The organism is Streptomyces sp. NPDC020747 (assembly GCF_044334695.1).
GTDB lineage: Bacteria > Actinomycetota > Actinomycetes > Streptomycetales > Streptomycetaceae > Streptomyces.
On record NZ_JBIRTJ010000002.1, the window covers coordinates 187,396 to 212,281 of the forward strand.

The 24,886-nt window shown below is 71.4% G+C and carries 20 protein-coding genes and 1 riboswitch; of the genes, 11 read left to right on the forward strand and 9 right to left on the reverse strand.

From position 1 onward, the window contains the following. Positions 1-149 precede the first annotated feature (149 nt). The 3 genes from ACH4YP_RS05910 to ACH4YP_RS05920 all read right to left on the reverse strand — a co-directional run bounded on the left by ACH4YP_RS05910 (position 150) and on the right by ACH4YP_RS05920 (position 3,325). Complete coding sequence (locus ACH4YP_RS05910) at positions 150-1,718, reverse strand: protein kinase (RefSeq protein ID WP_398489592.1); 1,569 nt, start codon at positions 1,716-1,718, stop codon at positions 150-152. Beyond that, positions 1,715-2,521: an FHA domain-containing protein gene (locus ACH4YP_RS05915; protein WP_361070361.1), complete on the reverse strand. Its 807-nt coding sequence runs from the start codon at positions 2,519-2,521 to the stop codon at positions 1,715-1,717. The genes ACH4YP_RS05910 and ACH4YP_RS05915 overlap by 4 nt, the downstream gene beginning before the upstream one ends. 165 nt (positions 2,522-2,686) lie before the next feature. Beyond that, a complete protein-coding gene (locus tag ACH4YP_RS05920) occupies positions 2,687-3,325 on the reverse strand; it encodes a hypothetical protein (protein ID WP_361070359.1) in 639 nt (212 codons plus the stop codon). A 258-nt stretch (positions 3,326-3,583) separates the two neighbouring features. On the opposite strand from ACH4YP_RS05920, the gene ACH4YP_RS05925 reads away from it, so the two are divergent. Then, positions 3,584-4,438 (forward strand): bifunctional methylenetetrahydrofolate dehydrogenase/methenyltetrahydrofolate cyclohydrolase, encoded by an 855-nt coding sequence (locus tag ACH4YP_RS05925; protein WP_361070356.1) that lies wholly within the window; start codon positions 3,584-3,586, stop codon positions 4,436-4,438. Positions 4,439-4,712: 274 nt separating this feature from the next. After that, positions 4,713-5,285, forward strand: a complete 573-nt coding sequence (locus ACH4YP_RS05930; protein WP_398490013.1) for a DUF3017 domain-containing protein — start codon at positions 4,713-4,715, stop codon at positions 5,283-5,285. Between the two features lie 500 nt (positions 5,286-5,785). On the opposite strand, the gene ACH4YP_RS05935 is transcribed toward ACH4YP_RS05930, so the two are convergent. Continuing rightward, complete coding sequence (locus ACH4YP_RS05935) at positions 5,786-5,947, reverse strand: hypothetical protein (RefSeq protein ID WP_398489594.1); 162 nt, start codon at positions 5,945-5,947, stop codon at positions 5,786-5,788. A gap of 449 nt (positions 5,948-6,396) precedes the next feature. Here ACH4YP_RS05935 and ACH4YP_RS05940 point away from each other — a divergent pair, with 449 nt between their 5' ends. Together ACH4YP_RS05940 and ACH4YP_RS05945 are read left to right on the forward strand one after the other, a co-directional pair. Next, the gene (locus ACH4YP_RS05940) at positions 6,397-7,701 is read left to right on the forward strand and encodes a DUF2690 domain-containing protein (protein ID WP_398489595.1); all 1,305 of its coding nucleotides are present in this window, start codon (positions 6,397-6,399) and stop codon (positions 7,699-7,701) included. Between the two features lie 792 nt (positions 7,702-8,493). Beyond that, a complete protein-coding gene (locus ACH4YP_RS05945; protein WP_266759472.1) occupies positions 8,494-9,483 on the forward strand; it encodes a malate dehydrogenase in 990 nt (329 codons plus the stop codon). Positions 9,484-9,684: 201 nt separating this feature from the next. Here the strand turns inward: ACH4YP_RS05945 and ACH4YP_RS05950 are convergent, their stop codons facing one another. Beyond that, positions 9,685-9,975, reverse strand: a complete 291-nt coding sequence (locus ACH4YP_RS05950; protein ID WP_361060453.1) for a hypothetical protein — start codon at positions 9,973-9,975, stop codon at positions 9,685-9,687. A gap of 236 nt (positions 9,976-10,211) precedes the next feature. Between ACH4YP_RS05950 and ACH4YP_RS05955 the strand changes: the two genes are divergently transcribed. After that, entirely contained in the window at positions 10,212-11,414 is a 1,203-nt protein-coding gene (locus ACH4YP_RS05955) for a helix-turn-helix domain-containing protein (protein WP_398489596.1), read from the forward strand. Positions 11,415-11,460: 46 nt separating this feature from the next. On the opposite strand, the gene ACH4YP_RS05960 is transcribed toward ACH4YP_RS05955, so the two are convergent. Beyond that, positions 11,461-12,318 carry a GNAT family N-acetyltransferase gene (locus tag ACH4YP_RS05960; protein ID WP_398489597.1) on the reverse strand — a complete coding sequence of 286 codons (858 nt, stop codon included), beginning with the start codon at positions 12,316-12,318 and terminating at the stop codon, positions 11,461-11,463. Between the two features lie 261 nt (positions 12,319-12,579). On the opposite strand from ACH4YP_RS05960, the gene ACH4YP_RS05965 reads away from it, so the two are divergent. Genes ACH4YP_RS05965 through ACH4YP_RS05985 form a run of 5 tightly spaced genes read left to right on the forward strand, consistent with a single transcriptional unit; the run spans position 12,580 to position 19,900 of the window. Then, positions 12,580-14,091 (forward strand): aldehyde dehydrogenase family protein, encoded by a 1,512-nt coding sequence (locus ACH4YP_RS05965; protein ID WP_398489598.1) that lies wholly within the window; start codon positions 12,580-12,582, stop codon positions 14,089-14,091. Between the two features lie 59 nt (positions 14,092-14,150). Then, positions 14,151-15,680, forward strand: a complete 1,530-nt coding sequence (locus ACH4YP_RS05970; RefSeq protein ID WP_398489599.1) for a GMC family oxidoreductase — start codon at positions 14,151-14,153, stop codon at positions 15,678-15,680. Then, entirely contained in the window at positions 15,680-16,927 is a 1,248-nt protein-coding gene (locus tag ACH4YP_RS05975) for a glycine betaine/L-proline ABC transporter ATP-binding protein (RefSeq protein ID WP_361060443.1), read from the forward strand. The genes ACH4YP_RS05970 and ACH4YP_RS05975 overlap by 1 nt, the downstream gene beginning before the upstream one ends. After that, positions 16,927-18,888 (forward strand): ABC transporter permease, encoded by a 1,962-nt coding sequence (locus tag ACH4YP_RS05980; RefSeq protein WP_398489600.1) that lies wholly within the window; start codon positions 16,927-16,929, stop codon positions 18,886-18,888. The genes ACH4YP_RS05975 and ACH4YP_RS05980 overlap by 1 nt, the downstream gene beginning before the upstream one ends. Positions 18,889-18,928: 40 nt before the next feature. Further along, entirely contained in the window at positions 18,929-19,900 is a 972-nt protein-coding gene (locus ACH4YP_RS05985; RefSeq protein WP_398490015.1) for an ABC transporter substrate-binding protein, read from the forward strand. A gap of 119 nt (positions 19,901-20,019) precedes the next feature. Here ACH4YP_RS05985 and ACH4YP_RS05990 read toward each other — a convergent pair whose 3' ends face one another. Beyond that, positions 20,020-20,589: a carboxymuconolactone decarboxylase family protein gene (locus ACH4YP_RS05990; protein WP_361060439.1), complete on the reverse strand. Its 570-nt coding sequence runs from the start codon at positions 20,587-20,589 to the stop codon at positions 20,020-20,022. A gap of 47 nt (positions 20,590-20,636) precedes the next feature. Here ACH4YP_RS05990 and ACH4YP_RS05995 point away from each other — a divergent pair, with 47 nt between their 5' ends. Then, positions 20,637-22,181, forward strand: coding sequence for a PLP-dependent aminotransferase family protein (locus ACH4YP_RS05995; RefSeq protein WP_398489601.1), 1,545 nt, complete (start codon positions 20,637-20,639; stop codon positions 22,179-22,181). 63 nt (positions 22,182-22,244) lie between these two features. On the opposite strand, the gene ACH4YP_RS06000 is transcribed toward ACH4YP_RS05995, so the two are convergent. Further along, positions 22,245-23,105 (reverse strand): hypothetical protein, encoded by an 861-nt coding sequence (locus ACH4YP_RS06000; protein ID WP_361060435.1) that lies wholly within the window; start codon positions 23,103-23,105, stop codon positions 22,245-22,247. 285 nt (positions 23,106-23,390) lie between these two features. Then, complete coding sequence (gene rocD / locus ACH4YP_RS06005) at positions 23,391-24,602, reverse strand: ornithine--oxo-acid transaminase (RefSeq protein WP_398489602.1); 1,212 nt, start codon at positions 24,600-24,602, stop codon at positions 23,391-23,393. Positions 24,603-24,776: 174 nt separating this feature from the next. Beyond that, positions 24,777-24,863, forward strand: a riboswitch (ZMP/ZTP riboswitch). The last annotated feature ends 23 nt before the right edge of the window (positions 24,864-24,886 follow it).

A 24,886-nucleotide genomic window follows, 5' to 3' on the forward strand; every position in this document is an offset into this window, starting at 1 on the left:
CTTACCCCTGCCCCCAACGATGGCCAGGCTATGGGGAGTCAGAGGGGTCGGCCAGGGTATCGGGAGTTACCGGAGGCATGTCACAGCGGCATGACGAGGAGCGGGCGCCCCAGGGGAGACCCGCGAGCGGTACCTCGGAACTCTCAGGGTCACTTCTTCCCCGCGGGCGTGTACTCCTTGAGGTAGTGAGCGACGCGGGCGGCGTAGTCGAGGGACTTCGGGGGAACACCGGCCGCGTCGTTCACCTTCTCGTACGACGTGCGGTAGGCGGCCGCGATCAGTACGCGACGGTCGCCGTCGAGCTTGGGATCGAGGCGCGGCGCGATCCAGCACAGGTATCTGCTCATGGCGGGGATGGACTCGGCGGGGGAGAAGGGGGGTTGGGGGATCGTCTTGGCTGTGACGCCGTCGGACCGGATCCACCAGCGCAGCACCCGCGGGGTCCAACGGGCGATGCCGTACTCGTCGTCGGCCGGGTCGGACAGGCCCGGGTCGAAGTCGCTCTCCACCTTCAGCATGGCGGCGAGGAGCGCCGGGGTGACCGACTCCTGCACACAGTCGTGCGCGGAGTCGACGATCAGCGGCCGGTAGACGGCCGGTACGCCCTTGCCGGTACGGAGTTCACCGGCGCCGTACGAGGCCTGGGCGACCTTCTTGTTCGCGGAGGCGTTTCCCGCGCGCCTCTCCGCGCTGCTCTCGCCGTCGCCCGCCCAGGTCGTGATGCCGTACGCGAGCCCCGAGACGGCGACCGCGGCGGCCGCGGCGGCGAGGACCAGCGTCGAGCGGCGTCCGCGCCGGGCGCGCAGTCTCGGCAGGCGGGGCGAGCGGCTGGTGCCTGCCGCCTCCTCCACCCGCCGCAGCAGCGTCTCTCCGGAGACCCGTTCCGTGTGCGTACGGGCCAGACAGTCCCGCACGATCTCCCGCCAGCCGTCCGGGAGTTGAGGGGAAAGGCGTAGCTCGTCGGTGCCGCGCGCGTACTGGACCGCCGCGTCCCGGCGGGCCGAGGGCGTGCCGCCCGGCAGCGGGAACGTGTCGGTGAGGACGAGATGGGCGAGGACGCCGAAGGCCCAGATGTCGGCCGAGGGCCTGATCTGACGGCCGCGTTCGCCGATCTCCGACCAGAGGAGTTCGGGCGGGGTGTAGTCGGGGGTGGAGAAGGCGGGGGTGTAGGCGTGGGTGCCCTCCAGCTCGGCGGCCATGTTGAAGTCGGCGAGCCGGGCCGAACCGTCCTTCATCAGCAGCACGTTGGCGGGCTTGAGGTCACCGTGCACCCAGCCGGCGCTGTGCAGCTGGGCGATCCCCTCACAGGTCTGCGCGAGCAGCGCGGGGCCCTGCGGCGGGCTCGGGGAGCGGTCCAGCAGGGCAGCCATGGAACCCTCGGCCCGTTCCAGTACGAGGACGGTGGCGCCGTCGAGTTCGGGGTGGCCAGGGTCGTCGACGGTGAGGGTCTCGTACATCCGGATGAGCCGCGGGCGAGTGAGTCTTCGGTGCAACTCGACCTCGCGCTCGGCGAGTTCACGCAGATGCGTCAGCTGACGGGGCGTACCCGTGCCGGTGGGCAGGAACTTCAGCGCGGCCGACTTCGGCAGGCCCTCGCGCGGGTGGGCGCACCGGGCCTCGTAGACGCTGCCGAAGGCGCCCGTGGCGATCGGGTCCCGCACTTCCCAGGACCCCACCCGGTACCCCTTGGGCACCGAGACCGCGTACGCCTCGGTCACCGCGCCGCCCGGCTCGCCTGCTCGGTCAGGACGAGCAGGTCGTCCTCCCGTACGAGATCGAAGCGCAGGGCCAGGGAGACCAGGGACTCTTTCTTGCCGTTGAGGCGCGGGCCGGTGTCCGCCGTGTCGGGGCCCGGCTTGAGGCGCAGTTTCACGGCGAGGTAGTCGATGTTCCACTGGACCGACGTGCGGGACGCGGCGGGCCAGTGGGGGCGCAGCCGCTCCACGACCTGGTCGACCGTGGGCAGCGGGGCGTGCGGTTCACCGCGCAGCCGGGGCTCGCAGAGGGCGGCCAGGACCGCGAAGTACCGCTTGGTGCGGTCGACGGAGAACGCGGGCGTGGTCGTCGACCCGTCCATGCCCTCGGGCGAGCGCAGATAGTCGTGGCGGGGTGCCCACACCTCGATGGGCAGCAGGTCGCCCGCCGCCGGGAGCACGATCCGCGAGAACTCGAAGGGGACCGGCGCGTCCAGCCGGCCCGGTCCGACCTTGATGTGCTCGCCCGCGCCCTCCGGGTTCTCCACCACGTACGTCTGGTGGGCCGAGAGGTTGCTCAGTACCCAGAACGCGCCCTGCGCGGTGATCTCCCCGGCGTTCCGGGAGACGCCCTCGTGTGCGATCGCAAGTCCTTCGCCGTTCGCGGAACGTCCGAAGGGCAACCGCTCGCCGGGCGCGAGCCGGATCTGGGGGCTGGTGCGTTTCGCGCCGTGCGTTCCGCCGAGTGCGTCGCCGTATGTCCCGCCGTACGTGCCGCTGTGTTCGTCCTCCGTGGTCGGCGGAGGTACCACGATGATGCTGTACAAGGCCGTTCTCCCCGTCCCGCTCCCCGTTCCCAGTCCCGTACGCGGTTACCGGATCAGGGTATGGCGACGCGGCAGGGCCGTGTCCCCCTCAGCGGGGGGAAACACGGCCCTTGGCGTGAATGGCGTGAACGTGCCGTTGCCGAGCGGGAGTTCGGGGCTCCGAGGTCAGTACCGCGGGCGGTTGAACCATGCCGAGGCGGCGCTGTTCACCATCGAGGCGAGGATGATGCCGGCGATGGCGAGGGAGATGATCCCGCCGAAAGTGGCCGAGCCGCCCGCGCCCTGCACGGTGTTGCCGAGGCCGCCGAGGATCATCAGCGACGCGTAGACGATCGTCGTGACGCGGATGCCGCTGCCGCCGGTCTTGAACTTGACGCCCAGGAAGATGGACAGGGCGCCGATGCCCACCAAGAAGGCGGCGAGCACGAAGCCCAGTCCGGCGAGGGTGTCGGTGCTGTCACCGCTGCCGATGCCGTTCGACACGTCCTGTGCGGCGCCGACGGCGATGCCCGCGATGATGCCGAACAGGATCTGGAATCCCGACAGGATGAACAGCAGGACGCGCGCGGTCTTCATCAGACCGGGCATCTCCACGGGCATCTGGTTGCCGCCCGGGTAACCGGGATACCCGGGCTGCTGCGGGTAGCCGTAGCCGGGCTGCTGCTGCGGGGCGCCCTGCGGGTAGCCGTAGCCGGGCTGGCCCTGGGGAGGGTAACCGGGCTGGCCCTGCGGAGGCTGGGGAGGGTAGCCGGGCTGCTGGCCCTGCGGCGGACCGTATGGGTTGTTCGGGTCGCCAAAACTCATGGCGTCTTTCCTCCGTCGTTGCGTAAGTGCGGGGACGACGCGGCACATTTCGGAGGAAAGTTCTACAGATGCGGTTCGTCCCCCCGGTACTGTCCGCGGCACTGTGCCGCTCATCGTCCTTAACGCGTTGCTTATTTGTCCAGCCGGATACCGCGTGTGTTGTGCAAGTGCAACATGGCCGATCATGGGCGAAGGCCGGAACGCGTGCGTGGGGGGCCGGATTGGAACCAGGGCCCGGTCATCCGCGAGGATGGGCACATGACCGCCCAGATTCTCGATGGCAAGGCCACCGCAGCCGCGATCAAGTCCGATCTGACCGTCCGCGTGGCGGCCCTGAGGGAGAAGGGCATCACGCCCGGCCTCGGAACCGTCCTGGTGGGCGACGACCCCGGCAGCCAGAAGTACGTCGCGGGCAAGCACCGCGACTGCGCCCAGGTCGGTATCGCCTCCATCCAGCGGGAACTGCCCGCGACCGCCACACAGGAGGAGATCGAGGCGGTCGTCCGCGAGCTCAACGAGGACCCGGACTGCACCGGTTACATCGTCCAGCTGCCGCTCCCCAAGGGCATCGACGAGAACCGCATCCTGGAACTGATGGACCCGGACAAGGACGCGGACGGACTCCATCCGATGAACCTCGGCCGCCTCGTCCTGAACGAGCCGGCCCCGCTGCCCTGCACCCCCAACGGCGTCCTGACCCTGCTGCGCCAGTACGGCGTGGAGATCAAGGGCGCCGAGGTCGTGGTCGTCGGCCGCGGCGTGACGATCGGCCGCCCGATGCCGCTGCTGCTCACCCGCCGCTCCGAGAACGCGACGGTGACGCAGTGCCACACCGGCACCCGCGACCTCGCCTCTCACCTGCGCCGGGCCGACATCATCGTCGCCGCGGCGGGCTCCGCGCATCTGATCCGCCCCGAGGACGTGAAGCCCGGGGCGGCCGTCCTGGACGTCGGCGTCTCCCGCAGCGCCGAGGGCAAGATCGTGGGCGACGTCCACCCCGGTGTCGCCGAGGTCGCCGCCTGGATCTCCCCGAACCCCGGCGGAGTGGGCCCGATGACCCGCGCCCAGCTCCTCGTCAACGTGGTCGAGGCGGCGGAACGCAGTGCCGGCTGACCGGGCCGCCACCGGGCGGGACAGCGAGGCGGACACCTCCGCGAGCGCGGACACCTCCACGAATGCCGACACCTCCGCGAAGACGGACACCTCGGTGAAAGCGGACACGTCGGTGAAGGCGGATGCCGCGACGAATGAGGACGCCGCGGGCCGGGGTGCCGAGGGTGCTTCGGACGTCCAGGACACCGAGTCGCACGGGACGACTGCCGCCGCCGGGGCGTCCGTACCGGAACAGAAGCCGACCGGCGGCGCCGAGCCGGAGGCGGGACGGGCGCTGGACGCGGAGCCGCACGGTGCGGAGTCGAGTGGCGACGAGCCGCGCCAGGCTCACGCCGGTGAGGGGGACTCCGGTGGGGCCCCGGCTGAGGGCGCCGGTCCCGGTGCCGACGCGGTTCACGAGGGTGAGCCCAGCGTCCGGGACGCCGTCAGCGCGCCCGGCCCCGACGGACAGCCCCGGCGGACCACGCGGCGGTTCCCGCTGTTCACTCGGGACACCGCGCGGCCCGAGGGCGGTGGCAGGGCGGCTCCCCGCGACGCGCCCGCTCCCGCGCGCCAGTGGCCGATCCTCGCGGTCACTGGCACCGTCGGACTCGGTCTGCTGCTGACCGCGATCGACCTCTTCAAGTTCGGCACCCTGCTGATCGGTCTCGCGCTGCTCGCGGGCGGCGTCATGCGCTGGATGCTGCCCGACGTGGGCATGCTCGCCGTCCGCTCCCGGTTCACGGACCTCGTCACGTACGGCGTCCTGGGCGTGACGATCGCGCTGCTCGCGTTGATGGCGCAGCCCAACCCGTTGCTGGAGATCCCGTTCCTGGACGACACGCTGCACTTCACGATCAGGACCTGACCTCACGATCGGGACCTGGCGAACGCGGTGCCCGTACGACGAGAGCCCGCCCCCTCTTGCCGAGGAGGCGGGCTTCTTCGTGGACGGGAGCGGCGCCCGTCCACTCCCCCGAGCGAGGACGGGCGCCGCCTGGACTCAAGAGTCATGGACGTGCCAACGGCGGTTCAATGCCTGTCAGCCCCCTGTGGCACGGAGGTGACGGTTCCGGCACGTCCCACCCGTCAGGGCGCCGTCGCGGCCCACGTGTGGCCGTCGTGCGGCCGTCGTGCGGCGTACGACCCGCGAGGCATCCGACGGGAACCAGTCCGCCGTCGGCGCCGTCGTCCTGGCGTGATCACACGTCGGAGTGACAGTCCGAGGGCTCGGGGCGTACGGATCCAGCCACGCCGGTTGCGCGCCGCCACCTTCCCCTGCGTACCGATCTTGACGTAGTACTTCCCGCTCAGCCGCTCGAACGCGACGTCCCGCCGGTAGCCGCTGTACGTAACCTTGCCGCCCGGTTACGGGCCGTCGAGGACGTCTCCGCGTGGCCGAAAAGCCTCCTTCCCGACGCCGCCGTCCACCTCTTCCAGCTCCTCGCCCGCCCGCCGCCAGTTCAGGGGCGACTTCGTCCTCCGGCCGAAGGAGCCGTCGGTGTCGTACGTCGTGAAGAGGCGTTTCACGCTGTTGCCGTCGCGGTCGCGGCGGTGACCGCGGTGGGCGGTCGGCCGTTCGACCTGCCCATGGTGTGCGTGTGGTCCCCCTGAGGTCGCGAGTGACGCACGAGGTCGCGCATGTGTTCCCCACGTGTCGATGTGTTGACAAGTTCGAGGATTTACGCTGATCACCCCCGACACCAGGGATAACGTGGGCAATCGGGACGCTCCGGGAGGTCCCGTGCGCTGACCAGGCGATCCTGTCGGCCGAGGGGGAAGTCGGTGGGACACTGGACCGCAGACCAACGGGCGTGCAACGGTGCATGCCCACAGGCCCGAATGCTCCCGTGCGCCCCCATCCCGGGAACTGAGATCCTTACTGTGCGCATCCCTGTGGGTAGCCAGAACGAGGACTCGGCAGAGGGCTTCACGCGCGGGAAAAGCCAGCACGTACGGGGGGAAAGAGGGGGGTAGCAATGCCTCGTTGGAGGGCCTTGCCGGATGAACTCGATCCGCAGGTCAGGGAGTTCGCCAGCCAGCTGCGCCGGCTGGTCGACCGCGGTGGTCTGAGTGTCGCCGCCGTGGCCGACCGTACCGGGTACAGCAAGACGTCCTGGGAGCGGTATCTGAACGGCCGGCTGCTCGCGCCGAAGGGCGCGATCGTGGCTCTGGCCGAGGTGACCGGGACCAATCCCGTCCATCTGACGACGATGTGGGAGCTTGCCGAGAGGGCCTGGAGCCGCTCGGAGATGCGCCACGACATGACCATGGAAGCGATCCGGATCTCCCAGGCGCGTGCCGCGCTCGGAGAGTTCGGGTCGACTCCGGCCAAGGGGGGACGGAACGGGAAGCAGGCGCGCGCCGGGGGTAGTGCGACGGGTGCCCCCACGCCGGGTATCGCGGGACCTGCCGGGGTGGCGCCCACGGTGCCGCCGCAGACTCCGGTGCAGGGGGAGGAGCGGCGGACGCCGCACGGCGCCGGTGCCGGCAACGCCTCCGGCGGGGCCTCGGGTTCGCGCGGTGGCGGCTGGGGGGTCGTCGCCACGCCTTCGGGGACGTCCGGGACGTCCGGGACGGCCGGAGGGTCCGGGGGGTACGGATACCCCGGGGGTCTGGGTGCGTCGAGTGCCGGCACGTCCGGCTCCGCCGGTGCGTCCGGGTCGTCGGGCCTCGGCCCGTCGGGTTCCTTCGGGCCGCCCGGCACGGCAGGTCCCGCCGGTTCGGCCGGTTCTGCTGGGGGGCCGCCTGAGGACGCGCGTCCGCGTTCGGGCGGTTCGCCCGACGGGAAGCGGGGGAAGCGGCGGCTCACGATGTTCCTCGCGGGGGTCGTGGGCGCGCTCGTGGTGATAGCCGCGGCCGTGTTCCTCACGGACGGCGGGAGCGACGACAAGGCCGGGAGCGAGACCACGCCGACACCGACGCCGACCGTCAGCAAGGAGCTGCCGGCCGGTGTCGAGTGCTTCGGCGCGGACTGTGCGGGCAAGGACCCGGAGAACATGGGCTGCGGCGGCACGCTTGCGACGACGGTCGAGAAGGCCGTCGTCGGCACCGCCCAGGTCGAGGTCCGCTACAGCGAGACGTGCGGGGCCGCCTGGGCCCGCATCACCGCGGCCGGGCCCGGCGACGAGGTCCGGATCACGGCGGGCAAGGCAGCCGCCCAGACCGCGGAGGTCGACACGGACACCGACGCCTACACCCCGATGGTCGCCGTGAAGAACGCCACCGCGGCCAAGGCCTGCGCCACCCTGCAGACCTCGGGCGAGGAGGGCTGCACGAAGTAGCAACCCCGAGGCTCCCGCAGAACGAGCCCCAACAGGCGCCCGCCTCCCCAGAGGCGGGCACCTGCTTGTTCGGGGCCGGGGGTCCGCCTTTCCGGGCCGCCGGCAACTGCCCTTTAGGGGCGCGGGGAACCGCGCGTCCAGCCTCGGGCGACCCGCACGTACTCACCGGCCTGAGCTCACCCGCTTCTCTGCGGCCGGGGCACCTGCCTTTCCGGGCCGCCGGCACCCGCCTTTCAGGGGCGCGGGGAACTGCGCGTCCAGCCTCGGGCGACCCGCACGTACTCACCCGCCCAAGCCCACCGAGCCCACCCGAGCGATCCGAACCCCACCCGCAACAATTCGCCGTACAAGAGGAATGCCCGACCCCCGCCGGGGCAGGCGAACCGTACCCCCACGGGAGTCCGGCGCCGACCGGGAGGTTCCCCCCCTCCCGGCCAACCGGCACCCCCACCAAGGCGGCCGTCGTCCTTCTCTCCCGGAACGACGGCCGCCTTCCCATGCCCACGCTGCCCCCACGTCGACCCCTCACGCACCCCGCCCCGTGTCCCCTGACCCAGCGGAGCAAGACGCGGAGCAATCCGTGGCGTGCCCCGCGGAGCGCCTTGTGGGGTGGGCCACATCGGCCCCGGCCGTCCGGGATCCCGGATGCGCGATAGCCTGACCGCTGGATCTCTCTTGACGCCAAGAGATCGATCATCGACGCAGGTGATCGATCATCCCGGCGGCAGGCAGAGGATCCCGTACCCGGGGCAGGGACGCCCCACCGTCGTCAGCTGTCATACGGAGAACGCCATGACCCGCACTCCCGTGAACGTCACCGTCACCGGCGCGGCCGGCCAGATCGGTTACGCCCTGCTCTTCCGCATCGCCTCCGGCCAGCTGCTCGGCGCGGACGTGCCGGTCAAGCTGCGTCTCCTGGAGATCACGCCGGCGCTGAAGGCCGCCGAGGGCACCGCCATGGAGCTCGACGACTGCGCCTTCCCGCTCCTCCAGGGCATCGACATCACGGACGACCCGAACGTCGCCTTCGACGGCACGAACGTCGGTCTCCTCGTCGGCGCCCGCCCCCGCACCAAGGGCATGGAGCGCGGCGACCTGCTCTCCGCCAACGGCGGCATCTTCAAGCCCCAGGGCAAGGCCATCAACGACAACGCCGCGGACGACGTCAAGATCCTCGTCGTCGGCAACCCGGCCAACACCAACGCCCTCATCGCCCAGGCCGCCGCCCCGGACGTACCGGCCGAGCGCTTCACCGCGATGACCCGCCTGGACCACAACCGCGCGCTCACGCAGCTCGCGAAGAAGACGGGCTCGACGGTCGCGGACATCAAGCGCCTCACCATCTGGGGCAACCACTCCGCCACCCAGTACCCCGACATCTTCCAGGCCACGATCGCCGGCAAGAACGCCGCCGAGACCGTGAACGACGAGAAGTGGCTGGCCGAGGAGTTCATCCCGACCGTCGCCAAGCGCGGTGCCGCCATCATCGAGGCCCGCGGCGCGTCCTCGGCCGCCTCGGCCGCGAACGCCGCCATCGACCACGTGTACACGTGGGTCAACGGCACGGCGGACGGCGACTGGACCTCGATGGGCATCCCGTCCGACGGTTCGTACGGCGTTCCGGAGGGCCTCATCTCCTCCTTCCCCGTCACCACGAAGGACGGCTCGTACGAGATCGTCCAGGGCCTCGACATCAACGAGTTCTCCCGTGCCCGCATCGACGCGTCGGTGAAGGAGCTGGAGGAGGAGCGCGAGGCGGTCCGCGGACTCGGCCTCATCTGAGCCCCACGCCGGCCCGAAGCCTGAAGCACGACATCTGAAGGCCGAAGTCCCAAGCCTGAAGCCTGAAGCCGCCCCCGGGAGTTCCCGGGGGCGGCTTCTCGCGCACCGCGCGTCACCGCGCACCGCTCACTGCCCCACCGCCCGGTACCTGCTCTCCCCTGTGCAGCAGGTCCCGGACAGCGCGGGGCGTACGAGCCCGGCTCAGGCGGTGTCGATCCAGTGGTTCGTGATGGTGGGGCCGCCGGAACAGCGCAGGCTGGTCGGGGTGGTGACCCTCTTCCAGGCGGACCACTTGTAGTCGCCGTCGGAACACCGGATGCCGAGCCGCCAACTGCCGCCGCCCGACATGCTGTTGCAGGCACCGCGGGCGAAGGTCGGGCTGGTCTGCTCGCTCCAGCAGGCGCTCGGCGAGGCGCTCGCCGGTGCGCTCATGACACTCAGCGCGAGCGCGGTTCCCAGGCCGGCACTCGCAAGGGCATGACGAAGACGCATGAGTAACTCCTCAGGGATTCTTCAGGGACGGTGCCCGAGCAGTGGACCTGCCGGGCAGGAATGAGCTTGCTGGGGCCGGTTGGACGGGGACAACAGCGTCGGGCCGTCCCGGACAGTCCCGCGCTGTCCGGGCTGGTCAGTCGGCTGTCCGGGTTTCCGCGCGCGCTCGTACGACCGGTGCGAGGGGCCGGAAACGGCCTTTGCTGTGTGACGTGCCTCCGACAAAGATGTCTGGCATGGGCGACCACGGGCAGTCAGCGCCGCAGCAGCCGTCACAGCAGACGCCTCCTGACACGCCTCGCGAGACACCTCGGCCGACGCCTCAAGAGCCCCGGAACACCGCCGAGTTCGCCGCCCGGCTGCGGCGGCTCAAGGACCGGTCGGGGCTCTCCTACCGGCAGTTGGAGGAGCGGGCCGCCGAGCGGGGCGAGGTACTGCCGCGCAGCACCCTGGCCGACGTACTGCGCCATGACGTCCTGCCGCGCCCGGAGATGCTGACGGCGTTCCTCAACGCCTGCGGGGCGGGACACGAGGCGGAGGCATGGCTGGCGGCGCGGAACCGGATCGCCGAGACGGAGCCCTCCGGGACCCGCCCGGGCCAACAGCAGGACGAGGGCCAGAGCCGGAACCAGAACCAGAACCAGAACCAAGCCGAGGACCAGGCACACGAGCAGGCACACGAATACGAGGAAGAGCGGGCCCACGCCCACGTGCAGCCGCCGGGACCGGGAGGAGGCCCGCCCGGCCCCCAGCACGCGTCAGCCCTCGACCCCGACCCCGAAGCCGGCCCACCACCCCGCCACCGTCGCCTGCGCAGCCTCATCGGCTCGCGCCGGCGATTGTCCGGTGCCGTGGTGACCCTGCTGGTCCTGGCCGGCGGCGGCTACCTCGCGTCGGCGGTGAGTCACGACGGGGCGGACAGCGACGGAGCTTCGCCCGTCCCGGGCACCTACCAAATCCGCAGCCTCACCTCCTCCCTCTGCATCTCCGAACGGGACGGCGAAGAGACCGGCAGCGTCTACCAGTTCGACTGCGGCCGCGGCCTGCTGACCTACGCCCTGGAGGACCAGGGGGACGGGGTCTACCGGATCCGCTCGCTCCACCCGGTCTTCGGCTACGGCTGCCTGGGCGTGACCGGCGGCAGCACCCGGGGCGGGGCACGCATGGCGGACGACTACTGCGGCCACCGCGGCAACGCCGAACGCTTCCGTCTGAAGCCGGTCGCAGCGGACGGGTCGCAAGGGTCAAGCGAACCACGCGGGTACCGGATCATGCCCCTGCACACCGACTCCTGCGTCTCGGTGCCCGGCGGTTCCAAGAAGAGCTGGGCCCCGGTGCTCCAACTGCCCTGCGGCCAGGGCCAGTCGGGGCAGACGTTCCGCTTCGACCCGGTCCCCTCCCCGAGCGCGGTGCCCTCGATCAGCAGCAAGGACGGCTGACGGGCGACGGGTGACAGGCGACAGGTGACGGGCACCGGACCGTACGTCAGCCGGGCAGGACCAATGCCTTCTCGAACCAGTAACTGGCGTGCTCGTTCGCGTCGTACGCCGGGATCTCGACGTACCCGCTCGTCCGGTACATCGCGGCGGCCTCCTTGAGAACCTCGTGCGTGTCGAGGCGTACGACGTGATGCCCGCGCTCGGCGGCCGTGCGCTCCAGTTCGGTCAACAGCCGCCGCCCGAGGCCGAGTCCACGCGCGTCGGGGTGCACCCAGAGATGCCGGATCTCGGCCGTGCCGGCGTCGAGCGCGCACAGCGCCCCGCAGCCGACGGCATGCTCCTCCTCGTACGCGACGAGGAGGACGGCGATCTGCTCCGGCGGTACGAGATCCGCGGTGGCGTACCCCTCGGGGAACCGTTCGTCGAGCTCGGCGGCGAATCCGGCCAGGCAGGCGCGGGCGTCGGCAGACCCGGCGCCGACGGCTCTGACAGTGACCCCGGCCAGCCTGAGCAGCCGCTCGGCCACGGTGACGGCCTCCGTCAGCCGACCCCGCTGCTCCTCGCTCAGCCCGTCGAGCAGCCCCTTCGCGAGTCCGTCGGCCCGCCGGTTCTGCTCGGCCAGCTCCGCCCGCCCGGTCTCCGTGAGCTCCGCGAGGCGCAGCCGGCTGTCCGTCGGGTGCACGCTGACCCGGACGAGCCCCTGGCCCTCCAGCGCGCGCACCATCCGGCTCAGGTACCCGGCGTCCAGGCCGAGCCGGGTCCTCAGCTCCTTCAGCGACGCGCCGGTGCCGATCTCGAACAGCAGGCGTGCCTCGCCGAGCGGCCGGTCCTGCCCGAGGTAGTGATCGTCGAGCACACCGATCCGGCGGGTGAAGTACCGGTTGAAGCGGCGCAGGGTGGTCACGTGCTCCGCGGACGCTGACGCTTTCACTGGCTCCATATTTCTTTGACTTTAGTCAAAGGCTTGCTGTGGTGTCCATGGCTCGGATCGGCCGTGCGTTTCGCGCCTTCTGTTCGCATTTTCGATGACTTTTCAGTGACCCCGCGCACTATCCGTCACTGGTTGTGCATGCGAACCAGGTCCCGGGGCAGGTGCACTCGGCCCGCGAGAGTGACACGCGTGTGACACAGGGGCACGGAACAGGAACGGAAGGCAACACCGATCATGTCGGGACACCAGGCGCAGCAGACGATTCACGTGGGCGGAGAGTGGCGTGCGGCCGCCTCAGGGGCCACGCGCGACATTCTCGACCCGGCGGACGCCAAGACGTTCGCCGTGGTCGCCGAAGGCGGCGTACCGGACACGGACGCCGCGGTCGAGGCCGCCCGGCGGGCCTTCGACCACGGAGAGTGGCCACACACGCCCGTCGCCGAGCGGGCCGCGCTCCTGCGCCGCGTCGCCGACTTCCTCGTACGCGACCGCGAACGGCTCGGGCTCCTTGAGAGCCGGGACGCGGGCAAGACCCTGGAGGAGGGGCGCGTCGACATCGACTGTGTCGCCGACGCCTTCCGGTACTTCGCCGATCTCGTCGTCGGAGAGGGCGGCGGCCGGGTCGTCGACGCCGGGTCGGACGACATCCACAGCGTCGTCGTGCACGAACCCGTCGGCGTCTGCGCGATGATCACGCCCTGGAACTACCCCCTGCTGCAGGCGAGTTGGAAGATAGCCCCCGCCCTCGCCGCCGGGAACACCTTCGTCGTCAAGCCGAGCGAGATCACTCCGCTGACCACGGTCGCCCTCATCGACCTGCTGGTCGAGGCCGGGCTGCCCGAGGGTGTCGCCAACATCGTCACCGGGCCCGGCCACAGCGTCGGCGCCCGGCTCGCCGAGCACCCGGACGTCGACCTGGTGTCCTTCACCGGCGGACTCGTCAGCGGTACGAAGGTCGCGCAGGCCGCCGCCGTCACCGTGAAGAAGGTCGCCCTCGAACTCGGCGGCAAGAACCCCAACGTCGTCTTCGCCGACGCCTGCGCCACGGAGGAAGGGTTCGACACCGCCGTCGACCAGGCCCTCAACGCCGCCTTCATCCACAGCGGTCAGGTGTGCTCCGCCGGATCCCGGCTCATCATCGAGGAGTCCGTGCGCGAGCGCTTCGTCGCCGAACTGGCGCGGCGGGCCGAGCGGATCCGGCTCGGCCGCGGCACCGAGGACGGCGTCGAGTGCGGACCGCTCGTCTCCGCCGAACAGCGCGAGAAGACCGAGTCGTACGTCGCCGCCGCCCTCGCCGAGGGCGCGGTGCAGCGAGCCGGCGGCGCCCGCCCCGAGCCGTCCGCCGAGCGGCCCGCCACCGGCTACTTCTACGAGCCGACCGTCCTCGACCAGTGCCACCGCGAGATGCGGGTCGTCCGGGAAGAGGTGTTCGGGCCGGTCCTGACCGTCGAGACCTTCCGCACGGAGGACGAGGCCGTCGCGCTCGCCAACGACACGGAGTACGGGCTCGCGGGCGGCGTCTGGACCGCCGACGCGGGACGCGCCCGGCGCGTCGCCGGCCGGCTGCGGCACGGCACCGTCTGGATCAACGACTTCCACCCCTACCTCCCGCAGGCGGAGTGGGGCGGCTTCGGCAAGAGCGGTGTGGGACGCGAACTAGGGCCCGCGGGGCTCGCCGAGTACCGCGAGACCAAGCACGTCTACCAGAACCTCGCGCCGAAGCCGGTCAGGTGGTTCGCGGGCTGACCCCCGCCCCGGCCACCCAACGACTCCCCACCGCACAAGGCACCTTGGAGCGCCACGCCATGCCCGAAGAACAGAACACGTACGACTACGTCGTCATAGGCGGCGGCACCGCGGGATCCGTCATCGCCTCCCGGCTCACCGAGAACCCGGACGTCACCGTCGCCGTCATCGAGGGCGGCCCGAGCGACGTCGGCCGCGAGGACGTCCTGACCCTGCGGCGCTGGATGGGCCTGCTCGGCGGGGAGCTGGACTACGACTACCCCACGACCGAGCAGCCGCGCGGCAACTCGCACATCCGGCACAGCCGCGCCCGGGTCCTCGGCGGATGCTCCTCGCACAACACGCTCATCGCGTTCAAGCCGCTGCCGTCCGACTGGGACGAGTGGGAGGCGGCGGGTGCCAAGGGCTGGGGCGCGGTGCCGATGGAGGCGTACTTCCCGCGGCTGCGCAACAACATCGTGCCGGTCGACGAGAAGGACCGGAACGCCATCGCCCGCGACTTCGTGGACGCCGCGCAGTCGGCGCTCGAAGTGCCGCGCGTGGAGGGCTTCAACAAGCAGCCGTTCACCGAGGGCGTCGGCTTCTTCGACCTCGCGTACCACCCGGAGAACAACAAGCGGTCGAGCGCGTCGGTCGCCTACCTGCATCCGTTCATGGACGAACGCCCCAACCTCCACATCCTCCTGGAGACCTGGGCGTACAGGCTGGAGCTCGACGGGACGCGCGCCCGCGGTGTGCACGTACGCACCAAGGACGGCGAGGAAGTCCTCGTCAGGGCCAGGAACGAAGTCCTGCTGTGCGCCGGCGCCGTCGACTCGCCGCGGCTGCTCATGCACTCCGGCATCGGGCCGCGCGAGGACCTCGAAGCGCTCGGCATCCCCGTCCTGCACGACCTGCCGGGCGTCGGCGAGAACCTGCTCGACCACCCCGAGTCGGTCATCGTCTGGGAGACGGACGGGCCGATCCCCGAGAACTCCGCGATGGACTCCGACGCCGGCCTGTTCGTGCGGCGCGACCCCGAACACGCGGGCCCGGACCTGATGTTCCACTTCTACCAGGTCCCGTTCACGGACAACCCGGAGCGCATCGGCTACGAACGCCCCGCGCACGGCGTCTCGATGACCCCGAACATCCCCAAGCCGCGCAGCCGCGGCCGCCTGTATCTGACGAGCGCCGACCCGGCGGAGAAGCCCGCCCTCGACTTCCGCTACTTCACGGACGAGGACGACTACGACGGCCGCACCCTCGTCGACGGCATCAAGATCGCCCGCGAGATCGCCAAGTCCGAGCCGCTCGCGCACTGGCTCAAGCGCGAGGTGTGCCCGGGACCGGACATCACGGGCGACGAGGAACTCGGCGTGTACGCCCGGTCGGTGGCGCACACCGTGTACCACCCGGCGGGCACCTGCCGCATGGGCGCGTCCGACGACCAACTGGCCGTCGTGGACCCCGAGTTGCGGATCCGTGGCCTCGAAGGCATCCGGATCGCCGACGCGTCGGTCTTCCCGACGATGCCCGCCGTGAACCCGATGATCGGGGTGCTCATGGTCGGCGAGAAGTGCGTGGACCTGCTGGGAGGCGGTGCGTGATGAGTACGTCAACAGATGTTCAGAGCTTCGCAGTTGAGCCCACGGGTGCCGAACGCACTGGCGCCGAGCCCGTCTTCGCCGTCGAGGGGCTGTGGAAGGTCTTCGGCCCCAAGGCCGAACGCGTCCCCGCCGACCCCGAGCTCGCGGCCCTCACCCCGGCCGAACTCCGGTCCCGTACCGGCTGCACGGCCGCCGTCCGGGACGTGAGCTTCGACGTCCGCAAGGGCGAGGTCTTCGTCGTCATGGGCCTGTCCGGCTCGGGCAAGTCCACCCTCGTGCGCTGTCTGACCCGGCTCATCGAGCCGACGGCCGGCTCGATCGTCATCGACGGCGAGGACGTCCGCGCGATGGACAAGGCCCGGCTGCGCGAACTGCGCCGCCACCGTGCCGCGATGGTCTTCCAGCACTTCGGCCTGCTGCCGCACCGGACCGTGCTCGACAACGTCGCGTACGGGCTCGAGGTCCAGGGCGTCGGCAAGCGCGAGCGCCGCGAGAGGGCGCAGGTAGTCGTCACCAAGGTGGGCCTCGAAGGCATGGAGCAGCGGAGGCCCGGCCAGCTGTCCGGCGGTCAGCAGCAGCGGGTCGGACTGGCGCGGGCGCTGGCCGTGGATCCCGAAGTCCTGCTGTTCGACGAGCCGTTCAGCGCGCTCGACCCGCTGATCCGGCGCGACATGCAGGAGGAGGTCGTCCGGCTCCACCACGAGGAGGGCCGCACGATGGTCTTCATCACCCACGACCTGAACGAGGCCCTGCGCCTCGGCGACCGCATCGCCCTCATGCGCGACGGCCGCGTCGTCCAGCTCGGCACGCCCGAGGAGATCGTGGGCTCGCCCGCCGACGACTACGTACGCGAGTTCGTACGGGACGTGCCGCGCGAGCAGGTCATGACGGTACGGCGGGCCATGCGGGCCGCGTCCGCGCAGGAGGCGGGCGAGGGTCCGGCCCTCGCGCCCCAGGCCACGGTCTCCGAGGCCATCGAGGCCGTCGCGCGCACCGGCCAGACCGCCCGCGTGGTGGACCAGGGCCGCTGCCTCGGCGTCGTCGACTCGGACGCGTTGCTGGGGGTGGTGGCGGGGACCGGCGGGCAGTTCGCCGACGCGGACACCGACGCGGACACCGACGCGGACACCGGTTCGGACACCGGTTCGGGTTCGGGCGCTGGTTCGGAGTCGGACGCCGGTTCGGCCGAGTCCGTTGGCGACAAGGGCGACGGAACGGCCGCGCCCGCTCGCGAGGGGGCGGCCTGATGGCCACGATCGCCGCCGCCGCTCCCCGGAGCGGCCTCCCCGGCCTCCTCAAGCACCCCGCCACCGGCAAGCTCCTGCTGCTCGCCGTCGTGGCGGCGGTCCTCGTCCCGTTGGCCAACGCCCGCTGGGCGAGCGGCAGTTGGCCGCACGCCCTCACCGTCGACCTCTCCGAGCCCCTCGGCAAGGCCAGCGACTGGGTCATCGACAACCGCGACAGCCACCCGCTGTTCCTCTACTTCTTCGGGTACGTCTCCAACGCGGTCGTCCTCTCCGTACGCGCCGTCTATCTCGTCCTGCTCGCCGCAGGCTGGGCGGGCGTCACGGCCGCGGCGGCACTGGTCGCCTGGCGGGTCGCGGGGGTGCGACTGGCGCTCGGCACGGGCGCCGCGTTCCTGGCCTGCGGGCTGCTCGGCATGTGGATCCCCACCATGCAGACGCTCGCGCTCATGGTGGTCGCGGTCCTCGCGTCCGTCGTGCTCGGCGTGCTCCTCGGCCTCGCGGCCGGGCTCTCCGACCGTACGTACCGGGCGCTGCGCCCCGTGCTCGACACCATGCAGGTGTTCCCGGCCTACGCCTACCTCCTGCCGGTCGTCCTCGTCTTCGGCATGGGTGTCCCGGCCGCGGTGCTCGCCACCGTCGTGTACGCGGCCCCGCCGATGGCCCGCCTCACCGCGCTCGGCCTGCGCGGCGCCGACGCCGGGGTGATGGAGGCCGTCGAGTCCCTGGGCACCACGGCCCGGCAGCGGCTCCTCACTGCCCGCGTCCCGCTCGCCCGCAAGGAACTCCTCCTCGGCCTCAACCAGACGATCATGATGGCCCTGTCCATGGCCGTCATCGCGTCCGTCATCGGCGCGGCCGGCCTCGGTGACCGCGTCTACCAGGCACTCGCCTCGGTCGACGTGGGCGCCGCCCTCTCCGCAGGCATCCCGATCGTGCTGCTCGCGGTCGTCCTCGACCGGGTGACGGGCGCGGCGGGAACGGTGACTTCGGCAGGCGACGGGCTCGGCGAGCCCGGGTCCCGCTGGACCGGCTGGGCCTACGCGGCTGTCGCGGCGGTGGCCGTCGCGGTCGCAGGACGTCTCACCGGCCGTCTCGACTGGCCCGAGGCCTGGCTCGTGAACATCGCCGAGCCGGTCAACCGGGCCGTCGACTGGATGACGGACCACCTCTACTCCGGCGTCCCCTACGTGGGCGGCACCGCCGACTGGGCGGGCCACTTCACCACCTGGGTCCTGGACCCGATGCGGGACGGCCTGCAGTGGCTGCCCTGGTGGTCGGTCCTGCTGATCGTCGCCGCACTGGCCTGGCTGATCGGCACCTGGCGCACCGCGCTCACCGCTGTCCTCGCGATGGCCGCGATCGGTGTGCTCGGCGTGTGGGGGCCGTCCCTCGACACGCTGTCGCAGGTCCTCGCGGCCGTGGCCGTCACCCTGGTCCTGGGCTTCGCGACCGGCATCGCGGCGGCCAGGAGCGAGCGCTGCGAACGCGTGCTGCGCCCCTTCCTGGACGTCTTCCAGACGATGCCGCAGTTCGTGTACCTCATCCCCGTCGTCGCGCTCTTCGGCGTGGGCCGCGCCCCGGCGGTCGCCGCCGCGGTCGTCTACGCCCTCCCCGCGGTCGTCCGCATCACCACGCAGGGCCTGCGCCAGGTCGACCCGGCCGCCATGGAGTCCTCGCGCTCGATGGGTGCCACGGGCTGGCAGCAGCTCCGCCAGGTCCAGCTGCCGTTGGCCCGCCCGGCGCTGCTGCTCGCGCTCAACCAGGGCGTCGTCCTCGTCCTCGCCGTCGTCATCATCGGCGGCCTGGTCGGCGGTGGCGCACTCGGCTACGACGTCGTGTTCGGCCTCGCCCAGGGCGACCTCGCCACGGGCCTGGTGGCCGGCGCGGCGATCGTCTGCCTCGGCCTGATGCTCGACCGCGTGACCCAGCCGACGGACCGCCGCACGAAGAAGGGAGCCTGAGATGCGTACGCGTATACGTCGTACGACCAGTGGTACGCGCATGACGGGCGGTACGCGCTTTACGGGCGCTCTGGCCGTCGGCTGTTCCCTGCTGGTGCTGACGACGGCCGGCTGCGGGGCCGCCGACATGACCAAGCAGGCCTCGCCCTTCGCCAACGCGCAGGGGGCCAGGACGGTGACCCTGTCCGTGCAGTCGTGGGTCGGCGCGCAGGCCAACGTGGCCGTCGCGCAGTACCTGTTGGAGCACGAGCTGGGCTATCGCGTCGACACCGTCCAGGTCGACGAGGTCCCCGCGTGGGACGCGCTCAGCCAGGGCCGGGTCGACGCGATCCTGGAGGACTGGGGCCACCCCGAGCAGGAACAGCGGTACGTCAAGGACAAGAAGACGATCGTGAACGGCGGCGGCCTCGGCGTCACCGGCCACATCGGCTGGTTCGTACCGACGTACTTCGCGAAGCAGCACCCGGACGTGACCAACTGGAAGAACCTGAACAAGTACGCCGACCAGCTCCGCACGCCCGAGAGCGGCGGCAAGGGGCAGTTGCTCGACGGCTCACCCTCCTACGTCACGAACGACAAGGCGCTGGTGAAGAACCTGGACCTCGACCTCCAGGTGGTGTTCGCCGGTTCGGAGGCGGCCCAGATCACCCAGATGCGCCAGTTCGCCAAGGAGAAGAAGCCCTTCCTCACGTACTGGTACTCACCCCAGTGGCTCTTCAAGAAGGTCCCCATGACCGAGGTGAAGCTGCCCGCCTACAAGGAGGGCTGCGACGCCGACCCGGAGAAGGTCGCCTGCGCCTATCCGCACACCCCGCTGCAGAAGTACCTGAACACGGACTTCGCGAAGAGCGGCGGCAAGGCGGCGGCCTTCCTGAAGAAGTTCAAGTGGACCACCGAGGACCAGAACGAGGTCTCCCTGATGATCGCCGACCAGAAGCTGACGCCCGAGGAGGCGGCACGGAAGTGGGCCGAGGGCCATGAGTCCACGTGGAAGGCCTGGCTGCGGAAGTAGTCCATCGCCGTACGGGCCGCCCAAGTGGCCCTCCCTGTACGGGTGCCGGGTGTCTCCCTGACGAGGGCACCCGGCACTCCCGCGTGTTGTGCTGCTACTGGTTACGGCTGCTGGTTCGGCTACTTGTACTGCCCGGCTGTGTAGTGACCGGCCACGAGACGGCAGGTCACGCCGAAGCGGTTCCAGGCGTTGATCACCGTGATGGCGGCGATCAGCTGGGTCAGCTCGGCCTCGTCGAACTGGCGGGCGGCGGCCTCGTACACCTCGTCCGGCACGAAGCCGTCCGTCAGGACCGTCACGGCCTCGGTGAGCGCGAGGGCGGCGAGCTCCTTCTCCGTGTAGAAGTGCCGTGACTCCTCCCACGCGCTGAGCTGGACGATCCGTTCGACGCTCTCGCCCGCCGCGAACGCGTCCTTCGTGTGCATGTCGAGGCAGAACGCGCAGTGGTTGAGCTGCGACGCGCGGATCTTCACCAGCTCCAGCAGCACCGGGTCGACGCCCTTACGGGCAGCCGCGTCCAGCCTGACCATGGCCTTGTAGACCTCGGGGGCGAACTCGGTCCACTGGAGGCGGGGGGCGTGCTCGCGGGCGAGCGGAGTGTCGGTCGAAGCGCCGGTAGAGGTGTCGGCGGTGGTCCCGGCCGTGGCGTGGATGGGGGTGGTGCCGATGGGGGTGGTGTTCGTCGTCATGATCATGAGCCTACGTCCGGAGTAGCCCAGGAGTATGGTCCATTTCCATGGTGAAACCCTGGGCCACTTTCGGAGTGGATCTGCATGTCGACGTGACGCGCACCGGCTCCGGCCTGCGCAAAGGCCTGACGGACGCGCTGCGGGCCGCGGTACGCGGCGGACGGCTCGCGCCCGGGACCCGGCTGCCGTCGTCGCGCTCCCTCGCCGCCGATCTGGGCATCGCGCGCAACACCGTCGCCGACGCGTACGCCGACCTCGTGGCCGAGGGCTGGCTCACCGCCCGCCAGGGCTCGGGCACGCGGGTCGCCGAGCGGGCGGTGGTGGCACCGGCCTCCGCCCGGCCCCGGCCGCGTACGCCCAGCGGCCCGGCGTACGACCTCGTCCCCGGCACCCCCGACCTCGCCTCCTTCCCGCGCGCCGAGTGGCTCAAGGCATCCCGCCGAGCCCTCGCCGCGGCCCCGTACGACGCCCTCGGCTACGGGGACCCGCGCGGCCGCGTCGAACTGCGCACCGCGCTCGCGAGCTACCTCGCCCGGGCCCGCGGCGTACGCGCCGACCCCGAACGCATCCTCATCTGCTCCGGGTTCGTACACGGCCTGATGCTCCTCGGCGCGGTGCTGCGACAGCGGGGCGCGGGGGCGCTGGCCATGGAGTCGTACGGGCTCGACGTGCACTGGAGGCTGGTGGAGCGGGCGGGCCTGCGGTCGGTGACCCTGCCGTTCGACGAACTGGGCACACGGACTGAGGAGTTGACCGGGGGAGGGCTCGGTGCGAGCGGGCCTGGGAGTCGGAGTGGGAGCGGGAGAGGGAGCGGCGGCGGGCAGGAGAGCCGGGGCGGGAGCCGGAGCCGGAGTGGGAGTGGGAGTGGCGGTGGGCGGGGGAGTGGGGACAAGGGTCGGTCCGGTGGTGTGGGGGCCGTGCTGCTGACTCCCGCCCATCAGTTCCCCATGGGCGTGCCCCTGCACCCCGACCGTCGTGCCGCCGTCGTCGACTGGGCGCGGCGGACGGGCGGGCTGATCCTGGAGGACGACTACGACGGGGAGTTCCGCTACGACCGGCAGCCCGTGGGCGCGCTGCAGGGCCTCGACCCGGACCATGTGGTGTACCTCGGCACCGCCAGCAAGTCCCTGGCCCCCGGCCTGCGCCTCGGCTGGCTGGTCCTGCCGGCGGACCTGGCGGCCGAGGTCACGGCGGCGAAGGGCGGCGCGGACTGGTCGTGCGGTGTCCTGGACCAGCTGACCCTGGCGGAGTTCATCACGTCGGGCGCGTACGACCGCCATGTGCGCGCCTCACGCCTCCGTTACCGCCGTCGCCGCGACCACCTCGTCTCCGCCCTGGCCGCCCACGCGCCCTCGGTCACGGCCACCGGCATCGCGGCCGGCTTCCACGCGGTACTCCAACTCCCGCCCGGCACCGAGCAGTCGGTCGTCCGCGCGGCGGTCTGGCAGGGCCTGGCGGTCCACGGCCTGACCCGCTACCGCCACCCGTCCGCCACGGCCCCACCCCTGGACGCACTGGTCGTGGGCTACGGAACACCCACGGACAGCGGATGGCCGGGAACACTGGAGGCACTGGTCAGGGCGCTGCCCTAACGCGGCCGGGCGACACGCCCGCGAGAGGCCGCCCCGTGCGGAACGGAACCGACCTGTGGAGCCCTATGGCGCAACCGACTCCGACTCGTCCGCCTCCACCGGCGCCTCCCCGAAGCGGGCCAGCGCCAGCGCCCCGGCCACCGCCACGGCGAAACCGAGTACGGCCAGCCAGGCCAGCCCCTCCCGCGTACGGTCGCCCAGCCACACCACGCCCACCACCGCCGGCCCGATGGTCTCGCCGATGACCAGCCCCGCCGTGGCCGTCGTCACCGAGCCCCGCTGGAGTGCCGAGGTGAGCAGCAGGAACGCCGCTCCTCCGCCCAGCAGCAGGGCGTACGTCGCCGGGTTGGTGAAGAGCGTCGAGGGGGCGAGGCCGTCGATGAGCCGGACCGACACCTCGACCACCCCGAACCCGAACCCGGCACCCAGCCCGAGCGCGAGCGCCCGCCCCCGATCGGGCAGCCGTCCGGCCAGCGCGCCGAGGAGCAGCACGACCACGGCGGTGCCCAGCATCGCGTACTTGAGCGCGGTCGACCCGGCTCGGTCGCCCTCTTCCCCGGACGCGAGCCCGAGCATGGCGAGCCCCGCGCACACCACCGCGACCGCGCCCCATTCGAGCCCGCTCAGCCGCACATCTAGGAGCCAGGCCGCGACCACCGCCGTCACCGCGAGGCTCGCGGCGAGCGCCGCCCCCACCGTGTAGATCGGGAGCGACCGCAGGGCCGCGATCTGCAGCACGAACCCGACCCCGTCGAGTGCGAGCCCGGCGATGTACCGCCACTCGCGCAGCGCCCGCAGCAACAAGGCGGCGTCCACACCGGACGAGCCGGAATCGTCCGCCGCCGGTGAGGCCGCCCGCGCGGCAATCGCCTGCAACACCGTCGCCGTCCCGAAGCACAACGCCGCACCAAGGGCACACACCATTCCAAAGAGCACAAAGCGACTCTAGGGGAGGGAGAGTTCGAGAGAGCGGTTTGCACAACCCGCTGACCTGATCTTTAACCAGTCCGGGGCCGGACAGGCGAACCCGGCCCAGTCGTCGAGGTCACGGTCCGAGCCGGCCTCATCGTCCACGAACCGGGCCCCACTCCCGTCGTCCGCGAAGAACCCTGCTGCTACCAGGAGTTGGCACCCCGCGCCCACTTCCTGCCGCGCGTGATCCTGCCCCCCGCCGGGCCTGGCCGGGCTCCCTCGGCCAGGCGAGGACGGTCACGCCCCCAGCCCCAGTACGCCCCGCAGCTGCGCGAGCCCCCAGTCCAGGTCCTCCTTGCTGATCACCAGCGGCGGCGCGATCCGGACCGTGGACCCATGGGTGTCCTTGACGAGCACACCCCGGTCCATCAGCTTCTCGGAGATCTCCCGGCCCGTGCCGTACGCCGGGTCGATGTCGATCCCCGCCCAGAGCCCTCGCCCCCGCACCTGAGTGATCCGGCCCGAACCTGCCAACTGCCCCAATTCCCGGTGCAGATGCTCGCCCAGCTCGGTGGCCCGCCGCTGGTACTCGCCCGACCGCAGCATCGCGATCACCTCCAGTGCCACCGCACAGGCCAGCGGATTCCCGCCGAACGTCGACCCGTGCTCACCCGGCCGGAACACCCCGAGCACCTCGCTCGACGACACCACCGCCGACACCGGCACGACCCCGCCCCCGAGCGCCTTGCCCAGCACGTACATGTCCGGCACGACCCCCTCGTGCTCGCACGCGAAGGTCCGCCCCGTCCGCCCGAGGCCCGACTGGATCTCGTCCGCCACGAACAGCACGTTCCGCTCGCGCGTCAACTCCCGTACGCCCGCGAGATAACCGGCCGGCGGCACCAGCACCCCCGCCTCGCCCTGAATCGGCTCCAGCAGCACGGCCACCGTGTTCTCCGTGACCGCCGCGCGCATCGCCGTCAGATCCCCGTACGGCACGATCTCGAAGCCCGGCGTGTACGGACCGAAGTCCGCCCGCGCCTCGGAATCCGTGGAGAAACTGATGATCGTCGTCGTACGCCCGTGGAAGTTGTTGCCCGCCACGACGACCTTCGCCCTCCCCTCGGGCACGCCCTTGACCCGGTACCCCCACTTCCGGGCGGTCTTCACGGCCGATTCGACCGCCTCCGCGCCCGTGTTCATCGGCAGCACCATCTCCATGCCGCACAACTCGGCCAACCGCTCGCAGAACTCGGCGAACCGGTCGTGGTGGAACGCCCGCGACGTCAGCGTCACCCGCTCCAGCTGCGCCTTCGCCGCCTCGATCAGCCGCCTGTTGCCGTGACCGAAATTCAGCGCCGAATACCCGGCCAGCAGATCCAGATAACGGCGCCCCTCGACATCCGTCATCCAGGCCCCGTCCGCCGTCGCCACGACGACCGGAAGCGGGTGGTAGGTGGGCGCGCTGTGCGCTTCGGCCGAGGCGATCAGTTCTTCGGTGGTGCTCACAGGGGTCTCCGTTTCCGGCCGCACGAGGGCTCGTGACCTGCATCTTTTCCCGCTTCTGTGCCAGAGCTCCGGCCCGGCTCCCTTCCGGCCGTCCGACTGCGTGTGGCCCCTTTCCTATCGTCGCTCGCATGGTGGACGGCGGACCTCAACAATCCGGCGCGCCCGGTACGCTGATCCACGGGCCGTGACTGGCGCGCTGGGATGGGACCGACCATCGGGGAGCGGCCCATGAACTGTGTGCCGTGCGCCTGGGCCGAACCGTGAACGCCGAACGCCACGTCCGG

Excerpts from the sequence above, each read along its gene's own strand:
- ACH4YP_RS05975 (WP_361060443.1), top strand. The coding sequence starts at position 15,680 with ATGAGTACGTCAACAGATGTTCAGAGCTTCGCAGTTGAGCCCACGGGT.
- ACH4YP_RS05970 (WP_398489599.1), top strand. The coding sequence starts at position 14,151 with ATGCCCGAAGAACAGAACACGTACGACTACGTCGTCATAGGCGGCGGC.
- ACH4YP_RS05955 (WP_398489596.1), top strand. The coding sequence starts at position 10,212 with ATGGGCGACCACGGGCAGTCAGCGCCGCAGCAGCCGTCACAGCAGACG.
- ACH4YP_RS05990 (WP_361060439.1), bottom strand. The coding sequence starts at position 20,589 with ATGACGACGAACACCACCCCCATCGGCACCACCCCCATCCACGCCACG.
- ACH4YP_RS05965 (WP_398489598.1), top strand. The coding sequence starts at position 12,580 with ATGTCGGGACACCAGGCGCAGCAGACGATTCACGTGGGCGGAGAGTGG.
- ACH4YP_RS05945 (WP_266759472.1), top strand. The coding sequence starts at position 8,494 with ATGACCCGCACTCCCGTGAACGTCACCGTCACCGGCGCGGCCGGCCAG.
- ACH4YP_RS05995 (WP_398489601.1), top strand. The coding sequence starts at position 20,637 with ATGGTGAAACCCTGGGCCACTTTCGGAGTGGATCTGCATGTCGACGTG.
- ACH4YP_RS05920 (WP_361070359.1), bottom strand. The coding sequence starts at position 3,325 with ATGAGTTTTGGCGACCCGAACAACCCATACGGTCCGCCGCAGGGCCAG.
- ACH4YP_RS05950 (WP_361060453.1), bottom strand. The coding sequence starts at position 9,975 with ATGCGTCTTCGTCATGCCCTTGCGAGTGCCGGCCTGGGAACCGCGCTC.
- ACH4YP_RS05925 (WP_361070356.1), top strand. The coding sequence starts at position 3,584 with ATGACCGCCCAGATTCTCGATGGCAAGGCCACCGCAGCCGCGATCAAG.
- ACH4YP_RS05985 (WP_398490015.1), top strand. The coding sequence starts at position 18,929 with ATGACGGGCGGTACGCGCTTTACGGGCGCTCTGGCCGTCGGCTGTTCC.
- ACH4YP_RS05980 (WP_398489600.1), top strand. The coding sequence starts at position 16,927 with ATGGCCACGATCGCCGCCGCCGCTCCCCGGAGCGGCCTCCCCGGCCTC.
- ACH4YP_RS05940 (WP_398489595.1), top strand. The coding sequence starts at position 6,397 with ATGCCTCGTTGGAGGGCCTTGCCGGATGAACTCGATCCGCAGGTCAGG.
- ACH4YP_RS06000 (WP_361060435.1), bottom strand. The coding sequence starts at position 23,105 with ATGGTGTGTGCCCTTGGTGCGGCGTTGTGCTTCGGGACGGCGACGGTG.